The organism is Halomonas sp. H10-9-1 (genome assembly GCF_040147005.1).
In the GTDB taxonomy this organism is placed as follows: domain Bacteria; phylum Pseudomonadota; class Gammaproteobacteria; order Pseudomonadales; family Halomonadaceae; genus Halomonas.
Genome location: NZ_JAMSHO010000001.1, coordinates 2380753 through 2402042 on the forward strand (window position 1 = coordinate 2380753; position 21290 = coordinate 2402042).

Below are 21290 nucleotides of genomic sequence, written 5' to 3' on the forward strand. Positions count from 1 at the left end.
CATTACAGGGACGACGACACCATGAGCCAACCCCAAGATCCCGCCCACGGCATCTCTTCGCTCACCTACGAGCAGGTCGCCGCCGCCGCCGAGAACCTGGAGCAGCGAGGCGCCGAGCCCACCCTGCAGCGGGTGCTGGAACTGCTCGGCACCGGCTCGCCCAACGTTGCCCAGCGGCATCTTGGCACCTGGCGCGGCGCCCGTACCGCACCGGAGCCGCCCGCCCCGCGCCTCCCCACGGCACTGATCGATGCGCTGGAGCGGCAGCTGGCGGCACACGCCGAAAGCGGCCTGAGCGAGGGTCGACGACTGGCCGACGAAGCCTGCGCCGACGCCACCACCCTGGCCGAGATCGGCGAGACCCTGGAGCGGCGCAACGTCGAACTGGAGCAGCGTCTCGAGCAAATCGAGCGCGAATACCGTGCCAGCGGCGAGCGCTACAGCGCCCTGCAGGCCGAGCACGATGGCCTGTGCGACGACCTGGAGCGCCAGCAGCGGCTGGCCCGGGAGGCGCAGGAAGGGCTGATTCAGCACCGCCAGCAGGTCGCCATGCTGCGCGAACAGCTCGAGGAGGCGCAGCAGGCGCGGCTGGCCGCCGAGCGCGAGACCCGCGCCGTCGAGGAGAAGCGCATCAAGGCCGAGCGCGCCCAGGCGGTGGCCGAGAGCCAACGCGACGGCGCCCTGGAACAGGCGCGTGAGAGGGCCGAGCAGATCGGCCAGCTCAAGCGCGAGATGCAGGAGGAGCGTGCCCGCCAGCGTCAGGAGATCGCCGAGATGCGCGCCGAGCAGAAGGCGCGGCTGGATGCCGTGGAGCGGGCCAAGCAAGAGGCCCAGAAACAGGCCCAGGAAGCCGCCCAGCGCGCCACCAAGGCGGAGATCCGCGCCGAGGCGCTGCAGGCCACCCAGAGCGCCCTCAAGTCCCGCATGGACGCCATGCAGGTGCAACAGCGCCAGCGCAACATGCGCCCCCAGGGCGAGCGGGAGTAATCCCGTTCGCCGTTATTTCCCTGCGCGGGCCCCCTGCTCGAAGCCGCTCAGCACATTGGCCACGTTGACGCCGATCTCCGCCACCGCGTAGCCCCCCTCCATCAGCACCAGGGTAGGCAGGCCCAGCGTCGCCAGGCGCCGCCCCATCTCGGTGAAGTCCTCACTGGCCAGCCGGAAGGCACTGATCGGATCTCCCGCGAAGGTATCCACCCCAAGCGAGACGATCAACAGCTCGCAGCCCGCCTCGGCGATGCGCTCCATGGCCGCGTCCAGCACGTGGAACCACACCTCGGCGCCGGTGCCCTCGGGCAGCGGGTAGTTGACGGTATAGCCCGCCCCCTCGCCCTCGCCCACCTCGTCGGCGTGACCCATGAAGTAGGGGAAGCAGGTCATGGGGTCGCCGTGGATCGACACGAACAGCACGTCGCTGCGCGCCTCGAAGATCTGCTGAGTGCCGTTGCCGTGGTGGAAGTCCACGTCGAGGATCGCCACCCGCGACAGGCCCGCGCCCAGCGCCCGCTGGGCGGCCACGGCGGCATTATTGAAGAAGCAGTAGCCACCGAACTGGTCGGCGGCGGCATGATGGCCCGGCGGGCGGCACAGCCCGAAGGCCGGCTCGCCCGTGGCCAGCACGTGGTCCAGCGCCGAGAGCGCCACGTCCTTGCTGGCCATGGCCGCCTCGAAGGTACCCGAACAGATCGAGGTATCCGCCCCCAGGGCGTAGTGCCCCAGGCGCCCGTCGACGCAGTTCGGAATGCGTCGCCCCGGCATCGTGCGGGTGGGCCAGACCCAGGCGATGGCCTCACCCTCGCGACCCAGCGCCTGCCAGTCGTCCCAGCAGCTCGCCAGAAAGTCGACGTAGTCGGCATCGTGCACCGCCAGCACCGGCGCCAGGCCGTGCTCGGAGGGTGCGACCACGTCCTGGAAGCCCGCCTCGCGTAACCCGGCCAGGATCATATCGACCCGCTCCGGGCACTCCCAGGGCGCTACCAGTTGGCCGCCGTCGAGCTCCGTGCGTGCCCGGCGCGCCTTGGTGACCTCGGTGTGATAGATGCGCATGGCATGTCTCCTTGTTCGCGCCTAGAGCTCTTCAGCCCAACAGCAGCGAGTCGTCATCGACCTGCTCGCCGCGGGCCCGCTCGAAGAGCCTGAGCAGATCCGGTACGCCGAGCCCCTCGCGCTCATCGCCCTTGACGTCGAACGCCACCTCGCCCTGGTCCATCATGATGGTGCGACTCCCCACGTCCAGGGCCTGGCGCATGCTATGGGTCACCATCAGGGCGGTGAGGCGCTGCTCACGAATGATATCGGCGGAGAGCTCGAGCACGAAGCTGGCGATGCGCGGGTCAAGTGCCGCGGTATGCTCGTCCAGGAGCAGGATCTCCATGGGCTGCAGCGCCGCCATCAACAGGCTGACCGCCTGGCGCTGGCCACCGGAGAGCAGTCCGATACTGTCATGGAGACGATCCTCCAGCCCCAGGCCAAGGCGCGCCAGGTTGTCGCGCAGGCGGCTGCGCAGGCTGGCGTCGAGGGCCCGCCCCAGGCGCCGACGCCGCCCGCGGGCGAAGGCCAGGGCCATGTTCTCCTCGAGGGTCAGGGTACTGCAGGTGCCGGCCAACGGATCCTGGTAGACGCGCGCCACCAGGTCGGCACGCTTGAAGGCCGACAGCCGCGTAACATCGCGCCCGCCGATCATCACCCGCCCGGGCTGGGCGATGATCTCGCCGGCCAGCACGTTGAGCAGCGTCGACTTGCCCGCGCCGTTGCCGCCGATCACGGTCACGAACTCGCCCTCGGCGATGGTCAGGTCGACCCCCTTGAGCACATGGTTCTCGAGCGGCGTGCCGGGGTTGAAGGTGACATGGATATCCTGTAGCTCGATCATGCGCTACGCCTCCTGAGCTTGAGCCGCGGGAGCACCAGCGCGAAGCCGACCAGCAGGGCAGTGACCAGGTTGAGGTCCTGGGCCTTCAGGCCGATGAAGTCGGCGTTGAGCGCCACCGCCACCATCAGGCGATAGAGAATGGAGCCGAAGATGCAGGCCAGGGTGGCCACCAGGATGGTGCGTCCGGGGATCAGCGACTGTCCGCCGATCACGGCCGCCAGCCCGACCACGATGGTGCCCACGCCCATGGTCACATCGGCGCTGCCCTGGCTCTGAGCGAACAGCGCGCCGCCCAGGGCCACCAGGGCATTGGAGAGCGCCATGCCGGAGAGCACCATCACCGAGGTGTTGATGCCGTTGCCCGAGGCCATGCGCGCATTCTCGCCGGTGGCCCGCATCGCCAGGCCCACCTCGCTGTTGAGGAAGCGATTGAGCAGCACGGTGACCACCGCCAGGCCGGCGAGAATCGCCAGCGGGAAGATCACGTAGCGGCTGACCGGCAGCGACTCCAGCGGCGTGAAGATGGTGTCGTCGGTCAACAGCGCGATATTGGGTCGCCCCATCACCCGCAGGTTGATCGAGTAGAGCGCGATCATCGACAGGATCGACGCCAGCAGGTTGAGGATCTTGAGCTTCACCGCCATCCAGGCGGTCACCGTGCCCGCCATGGCGCCGGCAACGACGGCGAGGGCAGTACCTACCCAGGGGTTGCCACCGCCGACGATCCACACCGCCGCCACGGCAGCGCCCAGCGGGAAACTGCCATCGACGGTGAGATCGGGAAAGTCCAGAACACGGAAGGAGAGATAGACGCCGAGCGCCACAAAACCAAAGATGAGGCCAAGTTCGATGGCCCCCAGAAAGGCGATAAGACTCATGAAGGCTTCCAAGCACGAGGAGCAACCGCGGAGAGGGTCGCCCCTCCCCGGTTCGTTCTCGTCGGGTTTATTCTATTGGTCGAAGATCTCGACCGCCTGCTCCTCGAACTCGGCCGGGATCTCGTAGCCGATTTGCTCGGCGGCGTCACGGTTGAGGATCAGTTCGAACTTCTCGACGGTGCCCACCGGCAGATCGCCGGCCTGCTCGCCACCCAGGATGCGCGCGATCATCTCGCCGGTCTGGCGGCCCATGTCGTAGTAGCTGAAGCCCAGTGAGGCCAGGGCGCCACGCTCGACGGAGGAGTTGTCGCCGGTGAACACCGGGATGTCGGCGTCGTAGCCCACCTTGAGCACGCTCTCCAGGGCCGAGACCACGGTGTTGTCCACCGGCACGTAGATGGCATCCACGCGACCGGCCAGGCTGCGTGCCGCGCCCATCACCTCGGAGGTGCGCGAGGCGGTCACCTCAACCAGCTCGAAGCCGAGGCCAGGCGCCAACGCATTGAGCTTCTCGGCCTGGGAGACGGAGTTGGCCTCGCCGGGGTTGTAGATCACGCCCAGCCGCTCGGCCGCGGGGAACATGTCGCGGATCAGCTGCAGCTGCGCCTCGAGCGGCGGTGCGTCCACCACCCCGGTGATATTGCCACCGGGGGCGTCCATGTCGCTCACCAGCTTGGCGACCAGCGGGTCGGTGACGGCGGTGAAGACGATGGGGGTATCGTCCTGCAGTGCCGAGGCCGCGGCCTGGGCCGAGGGCGTGCTGATCGCCAGCACCAGGTCGGGGCGGTCGCCGGCGAACTTGCGGGCGATCTGGGCGGCGATCGAGGTGTCACCCTGGGCATTCTGGAAGTCGACCTCGAGGTTGTCGCCCTCTACATAGCCGCGTTCGGCAAGCTCGTCCAGGGCGCCCTGGCGACTGGCATCCAGGGCGGGGTGCTCGACGATCTGGGAGATGCCGAGGGTGACGGTCTCGGCCTGTGCCGCGCCGGCCATCAGCATGGAGCCCAGCACCGCGGAGAGGATTCGACGCCGCATCATGGTGTTCCCTCTTCTTCTGTTGATGAGTTGTTGCGCTTGGTGAGTCGTTGCAACGCCTCGGAAAGGCGAAGCCTGCACCTTAGCGCGCTTCCCTGCCGCGGCCAATAGGAACCGCCAACGAATGGCTTGTTGGCGGTACGGCAAACCTGCCTGTTATCCGATCACTCCACCCCCAGCGCCTTCACCACGGCATCCACCGGCTCAGCATAAAAGCTCGTCTGAAATTTGGTGAACAGCTCGGCGGGAATAGTGGAGATATCCATGGCGCTGCTCATGGGCAGGGTGACGCGCTTGCCGCCGGCGTCGAAGGCCACCTGCAGGCATTCGGCGAGGTTCTCCACGGGCTTAAGGCTGCCACCCAGGCTCATGTCGCCCAGCACCACCATCTGGCTCTGGGTGGGCCGGCCCAGCAACCCGGACGAGAAAGCCACCAGGCTGGCCAGGGCCAGGTCGCGCAGCACGCCGGTGTTCTGCAGGTCGACCACATGCAGGTGGAAGTCGTGCTCCAGCACCTTGCTGGAGCCACTGATGCGGCTGGCGTTGGCCTTGAAGTAGTCGAAGGCCATCTTGACCTGCTCCTTGGCGGAGGTGGAGTTCCACAGCCCCGACATGGCCAGCTTTCCGCTGCCGGCGGTGACCTGGAGTTCGATGCGGTAGACCCCGGGCATACCCTTATCGCTGAGGCCGATGGTGTGCACCACACCGGGCTTGCCGAGCCCCTCGGGGATCAGCCCGCCGCCGCCTTGCTCCTTCACCGAGACAAAGTGCTCCTCCAGCGTCTCCTTGTCGATGTAGCTGAAGTGGACGTCGTAGAACTCCATGCCGCCGATCTTCTTGAGCTGCTCCTTCACCCGGCGGCGAACCTGCAGGGCGTACTCCAGGCAGTGGCGCACGTCCTCCTTATGATACTCCCCATGCGGGAAGAGGAGCTTGAGCAGGCCGGAGACGGTCTTGCGCACAGCAATGACGTCGCGCTGGTTGAGGTTATCGCCCAGGCGGAAGTGCTGGTCGATGGCATCGGCGAAGCTGCGCTTGCGCATCTCGCGGAAGAACTCGGCCAGGTAGTCGACGATGAAGCCATAGCGCTGAGTGAAGAATGACGGCCGCATCTTGGGGATCTCCCAGCCCGGAATGTAGGCGTGGAAGCGGTCGAAGAAGGCGGCATCGATCATGGCGTCGGGGAACGGGGTCAGCAGGTGGCTGGTCTTCACCAACGACTCGACGCTCTGGTTGATGTTGCCGATGAACACCATGGAGGCGGAGGCTTCCATCTGCTCGCGCCCGCGGGCGAAGGAGCCGGAAGCCATGTAGTCCTTCATGATCTGCACGCCATCCTTGTCCTTGAACGAGATGCCGGCCACTTCGTCGAAGGCCACCAGATCCCACATGCCGACCAGGCCGATGCGCCGTGAGCTCATGTTGTAGAACAGGTTGGCCACCGTGGTCTGCCCGCCGGAGACCAGGATGCTGTTGGGCGAGCACTCCTTGTAGATATGGCTCTTGCCGGTGCCGCGGGAGCCCAGCTCGCAGGCGTTGTAGTTGTTCTCGACGAAGGGAATCATTCGGGCCAGCAGGTGCCACTGCACCTCGGCGTCGAGCTCGGCGGGCTCCATGCCGATGGAGCGGATCAGCACCTCGCGCCACTGGTCGGTGGTGAAGCCGCGGCGCCCCTCGAATAGCTCCTCCATGTTCATGTGGGGCATCTGGATCGGCTTGAGCTGGCTGACCCCGAACGGCGAGCCGCGCTGGCCCTCCTCGTGGTAGTAGCTCAGGGTGGCGATCACCCAGATCCCCCCCACCAGCAGCTTCTCGTGCTCCTTGACGATGCCCGCGGAGATCTCGGCATCCTTGATGCCCAGGTTGCTGAACGCCGCCTCGTAGCAGTCCTGCTTCTCGTTGAGGCGCACCGTCACCCGGTCGATCACCTTGAAGCTGCCGCGCTCGCGGACCAGCGACTTCACCTTCTCGGCCTCGTCGGGGCGCACGTAGTTGTCGGCGAGGATCGTCTTGACGTTCTTCAGGCCCTCGTCGATCACCTCCTGATCGTCGGAGGCGCAGTACATGCCGAGCAGGTACTCCAGCACGTAGACCGGCACGTTGGCGCCTTCCTTGACCCGCTGGGTCAGGTCCTTGCGCACCACCCGGCCGGCAAAGTGGGTGTTGAGCAGTAAAGTGGACCCCATCGTCAAGACAGAAAACGAACGGGTTTAAGTTATCGTCTCAGCCATGGTTGCAGCTGCACAGCGCTGCCCTGTGTTTTGGTTCTGTGCGGCATCCTTCTGACGACCGAAGTGGTCAGGAATGGAAGCGCCGCCCCCGAGGCCCGACTGATAAACGTCGTCCGGGGTCTGGTTCTCCAGCGACTGGTGAGGGCGCTGGACGTTGTAGAACGCGAAGTAGTCGGATAGACCGAGGGTCAGCTCGCCGAGGCTCGCATAGCCCTTCAGGTACACGTCTTCATACTTGACCGTCCGCCATAGCCGCTCGACGAAGATGTTGTCGAACGCCCGGCCACGGCCGTCCATGCTGATGGTGACGCCCGCGTCCTTGAGCACTCCCGTGAAGGCCTGGCTCGTGAATTGAGAGCCCTGGTCGCTGTTGAAGATCTCCGGCGCGCCATGCAGCCGCAGAGCGCTTTCCAGAGCATCGACGCAGAAGCCGGCGTCCATGGTATTGCTCAGCCGCCAGCTCAACACCTTGCGGCTGTACCAGTCGATGATCGCCACCAGATACACGAAGCCATGTGCCAGCCGAATGTATGTGACATCGGTGCTCCACACCTGATTCGGGCGTGTGACCGATACGCCGCGTAGCAGGTACGGATAGACCTTGTGGTCTGGGTGCGATTGGCTGGTCATAGGGCCTGGCGCCATGCCTGCCAGCCCCATGTGGCGCATTAGACGCTGAACACGCTTGCGGTTGACCCGAAAGCCACGCCGCCCCAGCTCCACCACCATCCGACGGCTGCCATAGAACGGCCAGCGCGTGTAGATCTCATCGAGCGCGTGGCATAGCTCGATATTCAGATCCGCTGGCACCTTCGGCTGTCGCTGAGCATAAACCGTTGATCTGGCGACGTCTGCCAACGCGCACTGTCGAGCCAGGGGCACCTGGTCGGTCGCATCGATCCAGCTGCGGCGGATCATGGCAGGTTGATCCCGGACTTTTTTTTCAGCCAGTCGAGCTCCATCTTCAGGCGGCCGATCTCCCCGTAGAGCTTCTCGTCGGTCTGATATTCAGGCTTGGGCTTGGGACCCCGCTTCTTGTCGAACAAGGTGGCCGAGTCAGCCAGCAGCGCCTTCTTCCACTGGCCGACCTGGACAGGGTGGACCCCGAATTCCTGCGCGATTTCGTTGGCCGTCTTCAAGCCACGGACCGCCTCCAAGGCGACCTTGGCCTTCAGCTCCGGCGAGTGGGTGTTACGTTTCTGCTTCGACATCTCTGGTCCCTTCGAAATCGGCCTCGGCATATCTTAAACCAGTGTCTTGTTTTCAGGGTCCACTATACAGGGTGTCGAGGTCGGCGGTATCGGCAGCGTCCACTGCGGCGCTGCCGGCTTCCAGGCTCGTTGTCACTTGCTGGCTCCGTGAGCGTTGTCCTTCATGCCGGCTGCTTCAGTTCAGCCAGCAGTGTTTCCGGCGCTATATCCTGACCGTTGGGCCAGGTCACGGCGCCGAACAAAATATCGACCCGGGCGAAGTAGGCCCTATCGCGCAGCTCATGGAAAATGCCGTGATCCAGATAGGGCTTCATGTCGAACAGACCCTTCTGGCCATTTTCCAGCTCCACGTAGAGCGTGTAGTCGGGTTGCGGCCTGACGACCTTCACATCCCAATACATAGCGGCATATCTCCTCATCCATTACAACGGATCGATCTTGTAGAGGCTTTCCCCCGCGATCGCCAGCGCCCAGTCGGCCATCAGCTCATCGCGATGCAGCATGAAAGCTCCCTCGCCAGATATCAGAAGAAATCATCAGTGAACGCCAGGTCGATGACCACCCGGTAGCGCTCAAGCTCGGTGCCGAGGTCCTTGTCGCGCAGCACCAGGAAGTAATCACGCTTGCGGTCGAAATCGGTACCCGACAGCGACAGACGCACGGACTTCATGCGCTCGTTCATGTTGTCGCTGGTACTGTCGAAGGTCACTGTCTCCTCGCTGGAGACTGCCTCGGTGCCCTCGAAGATAGCCACGGCCAGGGTGATGGGCTTGAGCTGCTCGCTGACCGCCTCGGTCTGCAGCAGCTCGAAGCGCTGGATGTTGTTGACCATCTTCAGCGAGGCCTTGGGCGAGATCACGTCCACCTTGCGGCGGGTGCGCTTCTCGACCTTCTCACCGCGCAGCTGCTTGACGGTGAGCACCGGCACGACGATCTCCTGGGGCATGATGCCGCCATGCACGAAGCGAGCGCCGCTGATGAAGTGGAAGCGGTGCGCGCCCTTGGGAATCCAGAACTCGGTCTCGCAGGTGGTTCCGGCGGTCTCGCGGGTATGGCCGTGCCACACGCTGGGGTTGTTGGGCAGGCTCGTCCCGAGCACATAGCGCTTCTTGCTCTTGAAGGCGCCGGCCGGCTTCTCGGTCAGGCTGGTGCGGTCGGTGGCATCCAGCTTGCTGCGCTGGAACAGGAAGCCATGATCGGCGGTGACTAGTACGGTGCTGGTGTTGAGGTGCATGAGGATCTTGCGGGTCAGCGTATCGAGCTCCTCGATGGCGTCCTCCACCGCGGCGAAGGTCTCGCTCTCGGTGCTGGCGGTATCCCCCCGAGCATCCACCACGTTGTGGTAGACGTAGACCAGCTGCATGCCCTTGATCGCCTCGCGGCCCTGCTCGCGGGACCAGCCCCTCACCTCCTCGGCGGTCACGGCCATGGCCTGGCCGCTCACGGCGGCACTCAGGCGCTGGCTGCGGTTCTCGGTGCCCTGGCTCGACTTTCCATCCACCAGCACATTGTCGCTGCCGGGCTGGTAGCTGAGCTCACGGTGTGGCAGCAGTGAGGCCATGCCGAGGGTGGTGTAACTGGGCACCACGCCGAGCTGGCTGCTCAGAGTGGCTTCGCTGTAGCGCTTGGCGTTGATGCGCTCGCGCAGCTCCTCGGCCGCCTCGTAACGGAAGGCGTCGCTGATGATCACCACCAGGCGCTTGTTGCGATGGGCGTCCAGATGCGGGCGCACCACGTCGCGGAAAAAGTGCTGCTGGTTGGGGATGCGCGGCAGCTTCCAGTCGTGCAGGCGCCCCTCGGCGTCGATGCGCTCGCTCCAGTTGCGGGTGAGCTGACCCAGGAACCACTCGTCATAGCAACGCTCCACCGCCTCATCGAGCTTCTTGAGCAGCTCCACGCCGGTGCTGTCAGAGGCCACCGCGTAGTGGCGATAGGCAGTATCGAAGCGGTAGAGCTCGGTGCTGTAGGCGTGGTAGAGCGCCTCGACGCTCTCGTAGTGAAAGCCGTTGAGGTGCCGCTGTCGCAGGGCGAACAGATCGATGGCGGCGCTCAGGGCGGCGTAGAGCTGACGATAGCGCGCTCGGCGCTCGTCGTTCTTGTGCCGCGAGGCCCAGTAGCCGTCCAGGCGCTCGGCGATGATGCCGCGGAACATCTCCAGGTCACGCACGTCGGCCTGGGGAATCGCCTGGCACAGATCGACGATGATCTGCTTTTCGACCACCTCGAAGGTCGCCACATTGGCCAGCCGCTCCAACGGCACGTCGCGGATCTTGTCCTCGATGCGCAGTGCCTCGGCGACCCAGCCGGAGATCACATCGAAGGCCGGGTAAAAGCGCGAGCTGTCTCGCCAGCGCGACAGCAGCGCCCGAGAGGTGGCTCGGGCGTTCACCGAGGCGATGGCATGGCTCTGCGCCCAGTCGGGGATCTCGGAGATGCTCTCGCAATAGCCGGTGGTCAGCAGCCGCAGCATCAGCTGGCCGAACGGCAGCGGTGCCTCCCCGCTGAGCTCCGCCTGAGTTGCGGGATAGCCGACCTCCAGCTGCAGCGCCCGCACCAGGCTTGGCACCAGGGCGTACTTGGCCATCTCCTCAAGCGAAGAGGGATTGCCCTCCAGCCCCGTCTCTTCGGCCACCGCCTCATCGCCAAGATGGAACAGTAGCGTCGCAATATCGCCGGCGGGTGCGCCCACCACGGCAGCGCACATGGCCAGATCCAGGCCGTCTTCATCCATCTCTGGTGTGACCAGGCGCTTGAGCGCCTCGATGCGCTTGCGGCTGCCCAGGAAGGCCTGGCGCTGTGCCAGATGCTCACGCAGCGCGTGCCGTGTAAGGCCCAGCTCGTTGAAGATCATCGAGAGCTGATCGGCATAGAAGCGCCCCGAGTAGAGCTTGATGTCCAGCAGCCAGTCATCTTCCGGCGCCGGCTCGGCGTAGGGGAAGTAGAGCAGCGTCGGCGTCTCGGACTCCTCAAGCTCCAGGCGCAGCTTTACCCCGAAGGTAGACTGCCCGGCCATATTGAGGACCTGAACGCCATTCAGGGACAGATCATCCAGCGCTTCGGCGAAGTGGCCAGGCGGGTCGTACCAGAAGACCAGGCGGTGGCTGTCAGTGAAGAAGGCGTTTCGGAGCCCATTCTGGAGTTGGTCGAGCTGCATCTAGCCTCCTTGCCGACTGAACACATTAGGCGGGTTTCGACCGCCTGTATTGCGAATGTGCGGGGGTGCACCACAGCGTAGAACGTTATGCAAAAATTCTAACATGGCGGCTGCTTAAAAGGGCCCATCGGTTGTGCCATTGCTGAGCGTTGTCTATTCAAGAGACCAGTTTGCTAATTTCCAGCTCGGACTCATCTCCGCAATGAATGAAAAAGCACCCTTTGGCGGCATCTGGAGATACAAGCTCAAACCAGCCGCGTCCTGATTTCTCGTCGCCTTCATCGTTGCCTGACCACGTAAACTCGATCCGCTGGCCATCATCTGAAAGACGGTAATCGATCTGGCCTTCAACAGCCCCAAAGATAAAATAGCCAAGGCCGTTTTCATCGAACCGGAAGTGGCCAGGCTCGATCATATCGACAAAGTCCTGATCCCACATTTCCATCCAGGTAATGCGCCAACGGCCGACGGGGTTGATCATGGCTTCTCCTTAACGTTGTGAGTTATTGATTGATTTCATCCGTGAATACATCGTACTCAATGGCATCCTCAATAGCAGAATCAAGACGTGCCAGCAAGTCTTCCAAAGATTCATTAGGCCGCCTGACCAGCATCGCGAGGCAGTCGGCTTCATCACAGGCAGTGGCACCACAGCAAACGGGTCCAACCCTGCCGATTGTGATTTCACCATGATTATCAATAAGCTCTTCGATATTTTTTAGTTTCATTAACAACCTCTACCATTTATGTTTTGATTCCAATCATACTCGCAAAAATTAGCACTCCGACGCCGGCCTCTTCGTAGAGTAAGTAAAGCTATGTCGGCGTGTTTTGACCCTCTAACTCCAGGCGCAGCTTTACACCGAAGGTGGACTGCCCGGCCATATTGAGGATCTGCACGCCATCCAGAATGAGCTCGTCCAAAGCATCGGTAAAGTAGCCCGGGGCGTCGTACCAGAAAACCAGGCGATCATTGTTCGCTTGATTATTATATACAATTTGGCCGGTAATGAGGCTAGAGGCTTACCGTCTTTGGTAACCACGGCCAAAATTATCACCGGTGCCGCGGTAACCGCCCATGCCATCGGACTGCCAGCCGCTACCAAAATTATCGCCTGTACCTCGATAACCACCCATGCCATCGGACTGCCAACCGCTACCAAAGTTATCACCTGTGCCTCGATAACCACCCATGCCATCGGATTGATAGCCTCGGTCAAAATTATCGCCTGTCCCTCGGACGCCGCCCATGCCATCCGCTTGATAGCCACGACCAAAGTTGTCACCTGTCCCCTGGACGCCGCCCATGCCATCTGACTGCCAACCCCCACCAAAGTTATCGCCTGTGCCATAAAGGCCATCAGCAAAAGCGATAGAGCTTGTCAGGAAGAAAACAGTTACCAAAAAGATTTTTTTAAGCTGTGTTGATTTCATTTGATGCCTCCTATTCTCTTGCACCGAACTTTTACTCTTTGCGGACAAGCTTCACCCCGCCTTCTCTCCGGTCACTGCCTTCACTTCCGCCAACAAATCGCCAAACTTCCCATAGTTCACCTTCACCCCATCATCCAGGTCCAGTGAGATCCGCTGGTCGGCGTAGTGTCTTAGCTTCTCGTCGAAGGCATTGAGCTCGGCCTGCTGCTTGTAGAGCTTGCTCAGTTCCCTCTCGATGCGCTTGGCTTCGGCGGCGGAGGCGCTGGCTTCCTTGTCCTGCTCCAGCTTCTCGACATAGCCATCGAGCTTCTCGGTGAGAGGGATCACGTAGTCGGTACGCATCTCGGCCAAGGTGCTTTCGTTATAGCGGTGCAGGTAGACCAGGCACTCGAAGGCTTTCTGCTTGCCGGAGCTGAACAGCCAGTAGATGGGGCGCTTCTTGTAGGTGCGCAGATGGTCCTTGTAGAACTGCGTGCTCAGGTAGCGACGGATGGTTTCCAGCGCTGCTTCCCCCTTCTTGGGTTTGATGCCGTGCAGGCAGAGGCTCTCGGCAACGAAGTCGAGATTTTCCTGCAGGTATTCTTCACCCCAGACGGTGCGTACGAAGTCCCGGAAGCGGTTGGTGGCATCATCAGGGAACCACTCTTGATCGGTGAGCGGGATGATGGCGTTTTCATCGGGTGCAAAGCTGGGCTCGGGGATCTGGGTGAGGTAGTCACGGACAGTTTCACCTTGGCTGGCGAGAATCAGGCCTATCTTATCCAGAGAGTAGCGCCCCATCATGCAGCCGATACCGTACGATACAAGCTCTTTTATTGTGTCGCACTGGAGCAGTGTATCAAGTTCTTTTTTACTCTTAGAACCACCATAGCGATAGAAAGGATTGTAATTAAGAGAAACCTCGTCTAGTGGCGCTTCGGGCGTCAACTCATCTTTAAGGCCGTAAGCCTCAATAAGACATTGGTTATTGCTCTCTTCGAGATTTTTTACCTTTAATATCTTATCACGCCAGTTTTTCTCAAGACTTTGGTAGGCATTCATAATAGTTAAGCATGGATTTTTAAGGCTGATCAGCGGTGGACCTTTAAAATTCCATGAGGTCTCATAGCTATCCCAATCCTCTCTCGCCTCAGACAACAACTCCATGACAATATTTATGTCTACTGAACTTCTAATTTCTTGACCAAATGGTAGTGATGATATATTACCGGACTGGACATGGAGTGTTGGGTTAAGTGAGTTAATGACCAGTGATGCAACCTTGGATGCAAGAAACCCAAGAACTGCATATGCATCCGAATCAGAACTTGGGAAAAGCGAAGGCCCACTAGCATCAAAAATAAAGCCCTCAGGGTAATACCGAACGCCTAACTGGGAATAACTTGCTATATCTGTCCACCCTATCATCTTTTTGAAATAAAGCTCTTCAGAACGGACAGATGCCTTGCCGGTAGATTTTATTTTCGATCCATTTCCATCCCATAAAACAACCCAATTTTGATTGCCGTACCACTTCCTATATTCTCCTCCTTTGTTATATGGAGCCCAATAATTCCTTCCTATCTTATTGCTATCTACCTCAGTCCAAAGCCTAACAAATTTATCATTTTCAGCTGTGGTCATTCCGCCTCGAACAGGGACAACTTCTCCTAATAGCTGGTTTTCTTTGAATTTATCTATGACAGCATGACTCAACCAATATGCAATTGGGCTACCTGGAATCTTTTTAAACTCACCCTGAAAAATGCCAAAATAGAGTTTTTCTTTACGAAGAAGCGATTGCTTTTTTACTTCTTCGTTGCCTTCCGTTAAACGATAAAACATAGGGCGATAGTTCTGGAAACTTCTGCTCCCAATGACCCAAGCCGAAGTCTGAACCACTTCACCAGATATTTGACCGAATGCCCTTGCGCCAAGATGCGCCATTGTCGTAATAGTGCAATTTTTCAGTATTTGCTCGCGAAGTTTCTCGTAGATAGACAGAAACATCCACGACTGCATGTTAATCTGGGCGTTGTAGCCAAGCGGTGCTAGCAGACTGAAGGCGTGCTCCATAAAGATAGCAAAGAGATCTGCCTTACTGTTCGGGTATGCTCTCTTAGCAAAATCTTTCAGCGCCTTATTCATCCCCTTGCTGCCCATATAAGGAGGGTTGGCAATAACTGCATCGTACCGCTGCGCTAATATCCAAGCCTGCTGTACAACCGGCATCAACTGTTTGGCAGCCGTCTTCTGCATGGTATCGCCGCTGTCGCTAAGCTGGGTCAGCTCTTCCAGCAAGGTCTTGAGCGGCGCTTCAAAATTGTTTGGCACTTCGATCAGCGAGCCGAAGGTCTTGGCGTCCTGGAAGCGCTCGATCAGGTCGACGATGGCCTTGTAGGTGCTGTCGTTACTTGAAAGCTCTTTTTGCTCGCCCTCGAACAGGCTCTGGGACTGGCCCTGGTGCCAGTCGCCGGTGAGGTTGAGGTCGCGCCACAGGGTGCTGGCATCCAGGTGCTGGGTGCTCTGCAGGGCCATCACGTTGAGACGAACGCCTCTTGTGAAGATCCGGCGATCGTCCTCACGGGCCTTCATCAGTAGCGCGAAGCCGGCGAGCTGGGCGGCGCGGTCGTCGATATCCAGGCCGAACAGGTTGTTCTCCAGGACCAGCTTGGGGATGTCCCGGGAGCGGTAGCCGCGCTCCTCGTAGATGGCCTTCAGCACGTTGTAGGCCTCGACCAGGATATGGCCGGAGCCACAGGCGGGGTCGAGCACCTTGATGGTCTCGGGGTCGATGCTCGCCGGGGTGATGGCGTCCAACTGGGCCTGTACCTCGGGCTCCTGCTCGGCGGGCTCGATGTAGTACGGCATCTCGCCTTTAAGGGGGGAGTCCGGGTAGGTCTGCAGCCACTGGCGGCCCACCGAGTTCTGCACCAGGTACTGGACGATCCAGTTAGGGGTGAACAGCTGGGTGGCGGCCGGGATGTCCTCGCTCTTCACCACCTTGCCGATCACCTGATCCTTCTTCTCAGCGATGTAGAACTGGTAGAGCCAGCCGATCACCTCGACGTCCTGCCAGTCCTCCTCGGGAATCGCTTCCACCAGCTCGCGGATCAGCGAGTCGGTCTTGGTCAGGTTATCCGGCAGTAGCAGTTCGCTGGCGTCGTCCAACGGCTCGAACAGGAACGGCATGGCCTCATGCAGGGCGTGACACTGGGCCAGCAGCAGCTCGCGGTAGAGCGTCTCGTCCTGGGTGCCGTCGAGCTTCAGCTCGCGCACCCGGGCGGTATCCAGCCCGGGCAGGTCGATCTCCAGGCAATCATCGAGGATCTGGAAGCCGCCCTCGTGGTCCGGGTGGGAGAGCACCCGACGGCCATGATCCAGATAGCCCTTGAGCTCCATGAAGCGGATCGCGCACAGGCGGTTGAACCAGCTGTAGGCGGCCTGCTCCATGGCCAGCTCGAAGCCCAGCTGGGTCACCCACTTGGCCAGCGCCTCGCGGGGGCCGCGCAGGGCCTTGGGGACGCTGTGGGTCTGGCCATCCAGGGCGCTGATCAGCATCACGTCGCCGCGCACCTCGGCGGGCGCCACGTGGCCCTTGGTGATGCCGTAGCGGGCGGCCTGGCGGGTCATGGTCTCGATGAAGCGGGTACGCGCCTTGGGGGCGTACTTCTTGATGTTCCCTGTGTTCATGCTAGATTCCTGGTCGTGCGGGTTGCCAAGGGCTGGCAAGGTGTTCTCGCCTGTCCCGCGTCCTGGGACACGGGACAGGCTTCGTCGCGCAATGGTGATGATGTCAAGCGTTGGAGCGCAGTGATGGTGCAGGTCGCGCCGAGCACAGCTGCGTCCGCGCTTGCTCGGCCGAGCCCGCTCGGACTATACTGCACACAAATGGACTGGGAGAGCCCGGTCGGCGTATGAGCCTCGGTGAGTGTCATCGGGGCTCTTCGCTTTTCTGGGGGAAGCGTTTCAGCCCCCACTGCTCGTAGCCCAACCCCACATTCTGCCTGCCGCCCTGGCAGTAGAACTTCTGCTTGAGCGTCTCGAAGGCGCGGTTGGGCTGCTCTGGCCTCAGGATGTGCAACCCGATGGGGCGAGCCACCAGATCCGCCAACTGCAATCCCGCCGAATTCGCCTTCTTGTCGGCGAAACGGATGTCGAAGCCGAAGGTCTTGTTCAGGCGGTTCTGGCCGTCGCACATGCGGCGAAACTCAAGCTCCAGCTCATCGTCTTCTTTGCGGCCACGTCGCTCAACCACGACATGCGTCAGCCTATCTTCTTGCCCCTTCTCGGCAAGGAACTGGTAGAGGCTCTCCAGGCAAAACCCCAAGGCGAGATGGTAGGGGTTCTCCGACTCGACTTGCTGCGGAGTCAGTTTGTTCTTCTCGATGGCGCAACTCGCCAGGATGAAGTGGCTGGCATCGATGATGTCAGTCAGCTCGTCAAGGAAGCGGTTCTTGTGCCCTCGGCTTTTGAAAATGGTGAAGTCACCTTTTTCCTTGCGGATTTCGTGCTCGTGCAGAATGACCAGGTCATGGCCAAAGTGGCGGAACTTGAACTTCTGCAGCTCGGAGACGACGGTCTCGCTGTAATAGCGCTTGTGAAAGATGCAGAAGGCCAATACAAACACCGGGTAGTGAGGGTCGAGTGACTGCAGGCCATGATCACCGCTTTCGTCAACGTAGACGATGTAGTCGCTGAAATTTTTCATGGCAGCCCTCCTGCTGTCCTTCCCTGACATCACCGCAGGCGAATGCGCTTGTTGGCCTGGATGGCGTCATCCAGCTCGCGCTTGAGGGCGTCCAGGAAAGCGTCGACCTCCTGCTGGCTCTCCAGGTAGACCCCTTCATGCGTGCGGCTGAGCACCTGGCTGACGCTGACGTTGGCCACCGGCTTGGGTGCGGCGACTCGGGTGGGGGCGGGTTCGCGCACTTCACCGGGCGATGTGCCGGTATCGCGGCCGCCGCCGCCCTGGGTTGAGCTACCCTCGCCGTCAGGCGTGGCATCGCGGTCCGGCTTGCCGCCGTTATCCGCCTTCTGGCGGGCGATGCGCTGGCGTTCGGCTTCGGCTTCCTGCTCGCGGTGGAGCGCGTCGAGACTCTCCTGCTCGCGATCATTGGCGGTATCGCCCTGCAGCAGGTAGATCTGCGCGATGCCGGTGGCGGCTTCGATGTCTTGCTTGAGTAACTGCAGCGGGCGCAGCAGGCGGTTGCTGAGCTCCGGGGTGCCGATGCCGCTCTTGACGATCTCGGCGCTGACCCGGGCGATGCGCTTATCGATCAAACCGATGGCGTGCTCACGCTTCTGTTCCAACAGATTGGTGTTGGTCTCATCGACGGTGTGAATCAGTCCGGCGACCTTCTGCAGCATGCCGTAGGGCGCCTCGGAGGCGTAGATGCGGTCCAGCTCGGCAAGAGCTGCCTTCGCCTCGGGTTCCTTCTCCAGCGCCGGGCGGTTGGGCTGGAAGCGCGTCAGCGCCTGGTCGAGCTGCTTCCAGGTGGTAAGCTGCTTGGTGAAGAACTCGTGGAGGTCGCGGTACTCCTCTTCGATATCGAGGAGATCCTCCTGCTGGTCGGCCACCGCCTTGAAGAAGTCAAAGCTGTCGTCGATGCGCAGCAGCCGGTCGACCTCCTTGAGGGTGCTGTCGATGGCGGCACGGCCCGGGAAACGGCCCACCTCGGTCTTGCTGCGGTAGGCCTCCAGGTCCTTCTTCCAGATGCTGAACTGCTCGACATAGAAGGCGTAGAGCTCGGTCTCGCTGGAGGGCCCGAGTTTGGTGAACAGGTCCTTGGTGAGGTTGCGCACCTGACGCAGCACGGCATCATCGGTCTGGCGCTTCTTCTGGATGCGTACCTCGCTGCGCCGCCGGCTGTTGTTGAGTAGCTCGAAGGCCTCCTTGCCGGGCAGCGCCGGGCCGGCGGTGTGGAAGGTGAGCCTTCCAGCGGCATACAGCCGCCCGAGGATCAGCAGGGTCTCCTCCACCGGCCAGCCGAAGGGTCGGTTGTTGAAGCGCTCCAGCAGCGGGTTGAGAGGCACCGGCTCACCGCCATGCAGGCCAATGTACTGCTCTACCTCGCGCACCGCCTGGGGGTTGCCTTCCTCTCCGTCAAGCTCGATGGCCTGCTGACCGATGTCGTCGGCGGTCATCACCGCGACAAGCTCGCGCATCGGATCGGGGTTGAGCACCTGCAGGTAGCCGAGCTTGCTGTAGGTGTTCTCCAGCAGGTACTGGCAGGCGTCGTCGAGGCGGGTGTTCAGGCTGCTGCGGTTGATGTCGAGCTTCTGACCCAGGGCGTAGACATCGGCATCCAGCAGCATGTCCTCCAGGCGAACTAGCAAGTGCTTGCGACGCTCCTGGTTCTCCCGACCGCGGTCGGCGAGGATGCGCTCCACGCTGCTGTCGCCGGAGGCGGCGTTGAGGCGGATGTACTTCTCGGTCTTGAGGCAGGTGCGCAGGTCGTCGAAGAAGGCCTTGTTGTCGCCCAGGCGGATCAGCACCTGGCCCTGGTTCTCATTGCTGCGGTGGATGCAGCCCGCTTCGCCGTTCTGGACCGAGTAGCTCTGGACGTAGTCGATATCCAGCGGCGAGACCACCTCGACGCGTAGCTGACTCTGGAAGCGGCCGTCGATGGTGTGGCCATCCAGGTAGCGGCCAATGGTGTAGTCGGTCTTGTTGAGGGGGTAGCGGTACTTGTTGCGGTCGCGCAGGCGGTCCTTGTAGATCATCTCGGCCAGCAGCTTGTTCTCGTCGCTGCTGGTGATCTCGGTGGCCTTGATCTTGCGCGTGATGTCGCGCTCCTCGTTGGTGAGGAACAGGTACTCCTCGCCGTTGCGGGTGACCAGGCTCTCCTTCTCCAGACGGGCCAGGGTGCCCTCCAGGCGCTCGCGGATCGCCAGGCGGTCATCGTCGATGCGGGTGATGGAGAGCGTCACCAGATTGTCGAGGGTGCCCTTGACCAGATCCACGTAGCGGATCATGAACAGGGTGCGCAGGATCTCGACGTCGAAGTCATCCAGCGCCGCGTTCTCGCTGGCCTGGTCGATGGTGCGCTTCACCGCGGTATCGAGGAAGCCCTCCACGGCGCGGTAGAAGCTGTGCATCGGCACCAGGGCGCCGACCTCCTGGTCACCTACCGCCTTGGCGGCCATCTGGAAGGCGTCGAGCATGGAGCGCTCGCCGTAGGCCAGGTGCGCCCCGGTGGCGCCGACCTTGCGGATCTCCTCGAAGACCTTCTGGACCAGTTGGAAGTGGTACGGCACGAACGGGTAGTTGGCGACGAAGCTCTCCACGCCGTCGACGTTCCTGAGCGTGGTGCCGGAGCGGTCGAAGGTGAGCTGGTTACGCAGCACCGCGCCCTTGGCCTCGAACACCTGGGCCAGCTCGCCGGTGGCCTCTGGCGTCTTGGCCAGCAGGCGCTTGCGGATCACCTCGTCGGAGTTGGAGCTCGACAGCGACAGGCGGGTCTTGAAGCGCCCGGCGATCTTGGAGAAGTCGTTGGCCTTGGCGGCGGTCATCTCGCCGAGCACGGCGTCCATGTCGGCCTGGGAGGTGACCACGATCCAGGCGCGGCCACCGCAGATGGTGCCGAGGTTCTCGGTCAGCGTCTGCAGGGTCAGCATCAGCCGGGTGTTGCTGCCAATGAACTGGCCCACCTCGTCGACCATGAAGACGATGCGCTGGGTCGGGGACTTGGCGTCCAGGTACTCCTTTACCCAGCGGCAGAAGTTCTCCACCGAGACGCTGAAAGTCTCCTCGGAGTCCTCGAACCACTTGTGGGCCGCCTCCGGGGAGAGATCCAGCGCCTGGCTGATCGCCTGCTCGATGTCGTCCTGATAGAACTGGAAGCCGTCGCGCTCCTCTTCCCAGACCATACCGCTGGCCTCCTGGAAGGCCGCCTTGAAGCGCTCCAGCACGCCGCGCTGGGCCAGGTGGCGCTCCATGTGGGCGATATGCGGGTGGTCGCCGCTGAAGCCCTGGTACTCGTTGAACACCCGCAGGAAGACGTTGAGGATCGGGTTGCCGCCGTCGTTGGAGCTCGCCTTGCTGTCGATGTTGAACAGGATGACATCGGCCGGCTGCTGCACCGCCTTGGTGACGTCGGCGCGGATCATCGGGTCGTGGAGCTTGTGCTCGTCGAAGAACTCGGCGGCGCGGCGGTGGTTGCCGGCCTCGTCCTCGGCCTCGATGTTGGCCAAGAGGTACGAGAGCGCCTTGAGGAAGTGCGACTTACCCGAGCCGAAGAAGCCCGAGATCCACACCCCGACCCGGTTGGCGATGGAGGGATCACTGAGCGGCGTGGCGTAGGACTCGAAGAAGGCGCGGAAGTGCTTCTCCAGCTCGTTGGTCACCACGTACTCGTCGAGCTCCTGGTAGACCGTCTCGCGGTCCTTCTGGTCGGCCTTCACCACGCCATTGATGGGTCGGTTCAAGGGTTTCTGGAAGAGGTCCTGGATACGCATGTCCGATCGATTCCTTAACGGGCAACGCCTCGCTCC

15 protein-coding genes are annotated in these 21290 nt (G+C 61.9%); 1 reads left to right on the forward strand and 14 read right to left on the reverse strand.

Annotation, left to right across the window (positions count from 1 at the left end; all coding sequences use genetic code 11):
- Positions 1-21 precede the first annotated feature (21 nt).
- A complete protein-coding gene (locus tag NFH66_RS10980) occupies positions 22-987 on the forward strand; it encodes a DNA-binding protein (RefSeq protein WP_349610341.1) in 966 nt (321 codons plus the stop codon).
- A gap of 12 nt (positions 988-999) precedes the next feature.
- Here NFH66_RS10980 and NFH66_RS10985 read toward each other — a convergent pair whose 3' ends face one another.
- From NFH66_RS10985 to brxC, 14 genes are all read right to left on the reverse strand, one after another.
- Positions 1000-2046, reverse strand: coding sequence for a histone deacetylase family protein (locus tag NFH66_RS10985; RefSeq protein WP_349610342.1), 1047 nt, complete (start codon positions 2044-2046; stop codon positions 1000-1002).
- A gap of 31 nt (positions 2047-2077) precedes the next feature.
- Positions 2078-2872, reverse strand: coding sequence for an ABC transporter ATP-binding protein (locus tag NFH66_RS10990; protein ID WP_349610343.1), 795 nt, complete (start codon positions 2870-2872; stop codon positions 2078-2080).
- A complete protein-coding gene (locus tag NFH66_RS10995) occupies positions 2869-3750 on the reverse strand; it encodes an ABC transporter permease (protein WP_349610344.1) in 882 nt (293 codons plus the stop codon). Before NFH66_RS10995 ends, NFH66_RS10990 begins: the two co-directional genes overlap by 4 nt.
- 72 nt (positions 3751-3822) lie before the next feature.
- Positions 3823-4788, reverse strand: a complete 966-nt coding sequence (locus NFH66_RS11000) for an ABC transporter substrate-binding protein (RefSeq protein ID WP_349610345.1) — start codon at positions 4786-4788, stop codon at positions 3823-3825.
- Positions 4789-4949: 161 nt separating this feature from the next.
- Positions 4950-6971, reverse strand: coding sequence for a protease Lon-related BREX system protein BrxL (brxL, locus tag NFH66_RS11005; protein WP_349610346.1), 2022 nt, complete (start codon positions 6969-6971; stop codon positions 4950-4952).
- A 24-nt stretch (positions 6972-6995) separates the two neighbouring features.
- A protein-coding gene (locus NFH66_RS11010; RefSeq protein ID WP_502878658.1) for an IS3 family transposase occupies positions 6996-8227 on the reverse strand; the annotation gives its coding sequence in 2 pieces (ribosomal slippage) (positions 6996-7960 and positions 7960-8227; 1233 coding nt in all).
- A gap of 161 nt (positions 8228-8388) precedes the next feature.
- On the reverse strand, positions 8389-8628 hold the full coding sequence (locus NFH66_RS11015) for a DUF2442 domain-containing protein (RefSeq protein WP_349610347.1): 240 nt from the start codon (positions 8626-8628) through the stop codon (positions 8389-8391).
- 122 nt (positions 8629-8750) lie between these two features.
- Positions 8751-11381 carry a BREX-1 system phosphatase PglZ type A gene (gene pglZ / locus NFH66_RS11020; protein ID WP_349610348.1) on the reverse strand — a complete coding sequence of 877 codons (2631 nt, stop codon included), beginning with the start codon at positions 11379-11381 and terminating at the stop codon, positions 8751-8753.
- A gap of 157 nt (positions 11382-11538) precedes the next feature.
- Positions 11539-11862: a hypothetical protein gene (locus NFH66_RS11025; protein WP_349610349.1), complete on the reverse strand. Its 324-nt coding sequence runs from the start codon at positions 11860-11862 to the stop codon at positions 11539-11541.
- A gap of 22 nt (positions 11863-11884) precedes the next feature.
- The gene (locus tag NFH66_RS11030; protein ID WP_349610350.1) at positions 11885-12109 is read right to left on the reverse strand and encodes a hypothetical protein; all 225 of its coding nucleotides are present in this window, start codon (positions 12107-12109) and stop codon (positions 11885-11887) included.
- A 295-nt stretch (positions 12110-12404) separates the two neighbouring features.
- A complete protein-coding gene (locus NFH66_RS11035; RefSeq protein WP_349610351.1) occupies positions 12405-12815 on the reverse strand; it encodes a hypothetical protein in 411 nt (136 codons plus the stop codon).
- A 51-nt stretch (positions 12816-12866) separates the two neighbouring features.
- Positions 12867-16487, reverse strand: a complete 3621-nt coding sequence (gene pglX, locus NFH66_RS11040) for a BREX-1 system adenine-specific DNA-methyltransferase PglX (protein ID WP_349610352.1) — start codon at positions 16485-16487, stop codon at positions 12867-12869.
- Positions 16488-16728: 241 nt separating this feature from the next.
- Positions 16729-17505, reverse strand: coding sequence for a DUF3800 domain-containing protein (locus NFH66_RS11045; protein WP_349610353.1), 777 nt, complete (start codon positions 17503-17505; stop codon positions 16729-16731).
- Positions 17506-17534: 29 nt separating this feature from the next.
- Positions 17535-21254 (reverse strand): BREX system P-loop protein BrxC, encoded by a 3720-nt coding sequence (gene brxC / locus NFH66_RS11050; RefSeq protein WP_349610354.1) that lies wholly within the window; start codon positions 21252-21254, stop codon positions 17535-17537.
- Between the last annotated feature and the right edge of the window lie 36 nt (positions 21255-21290).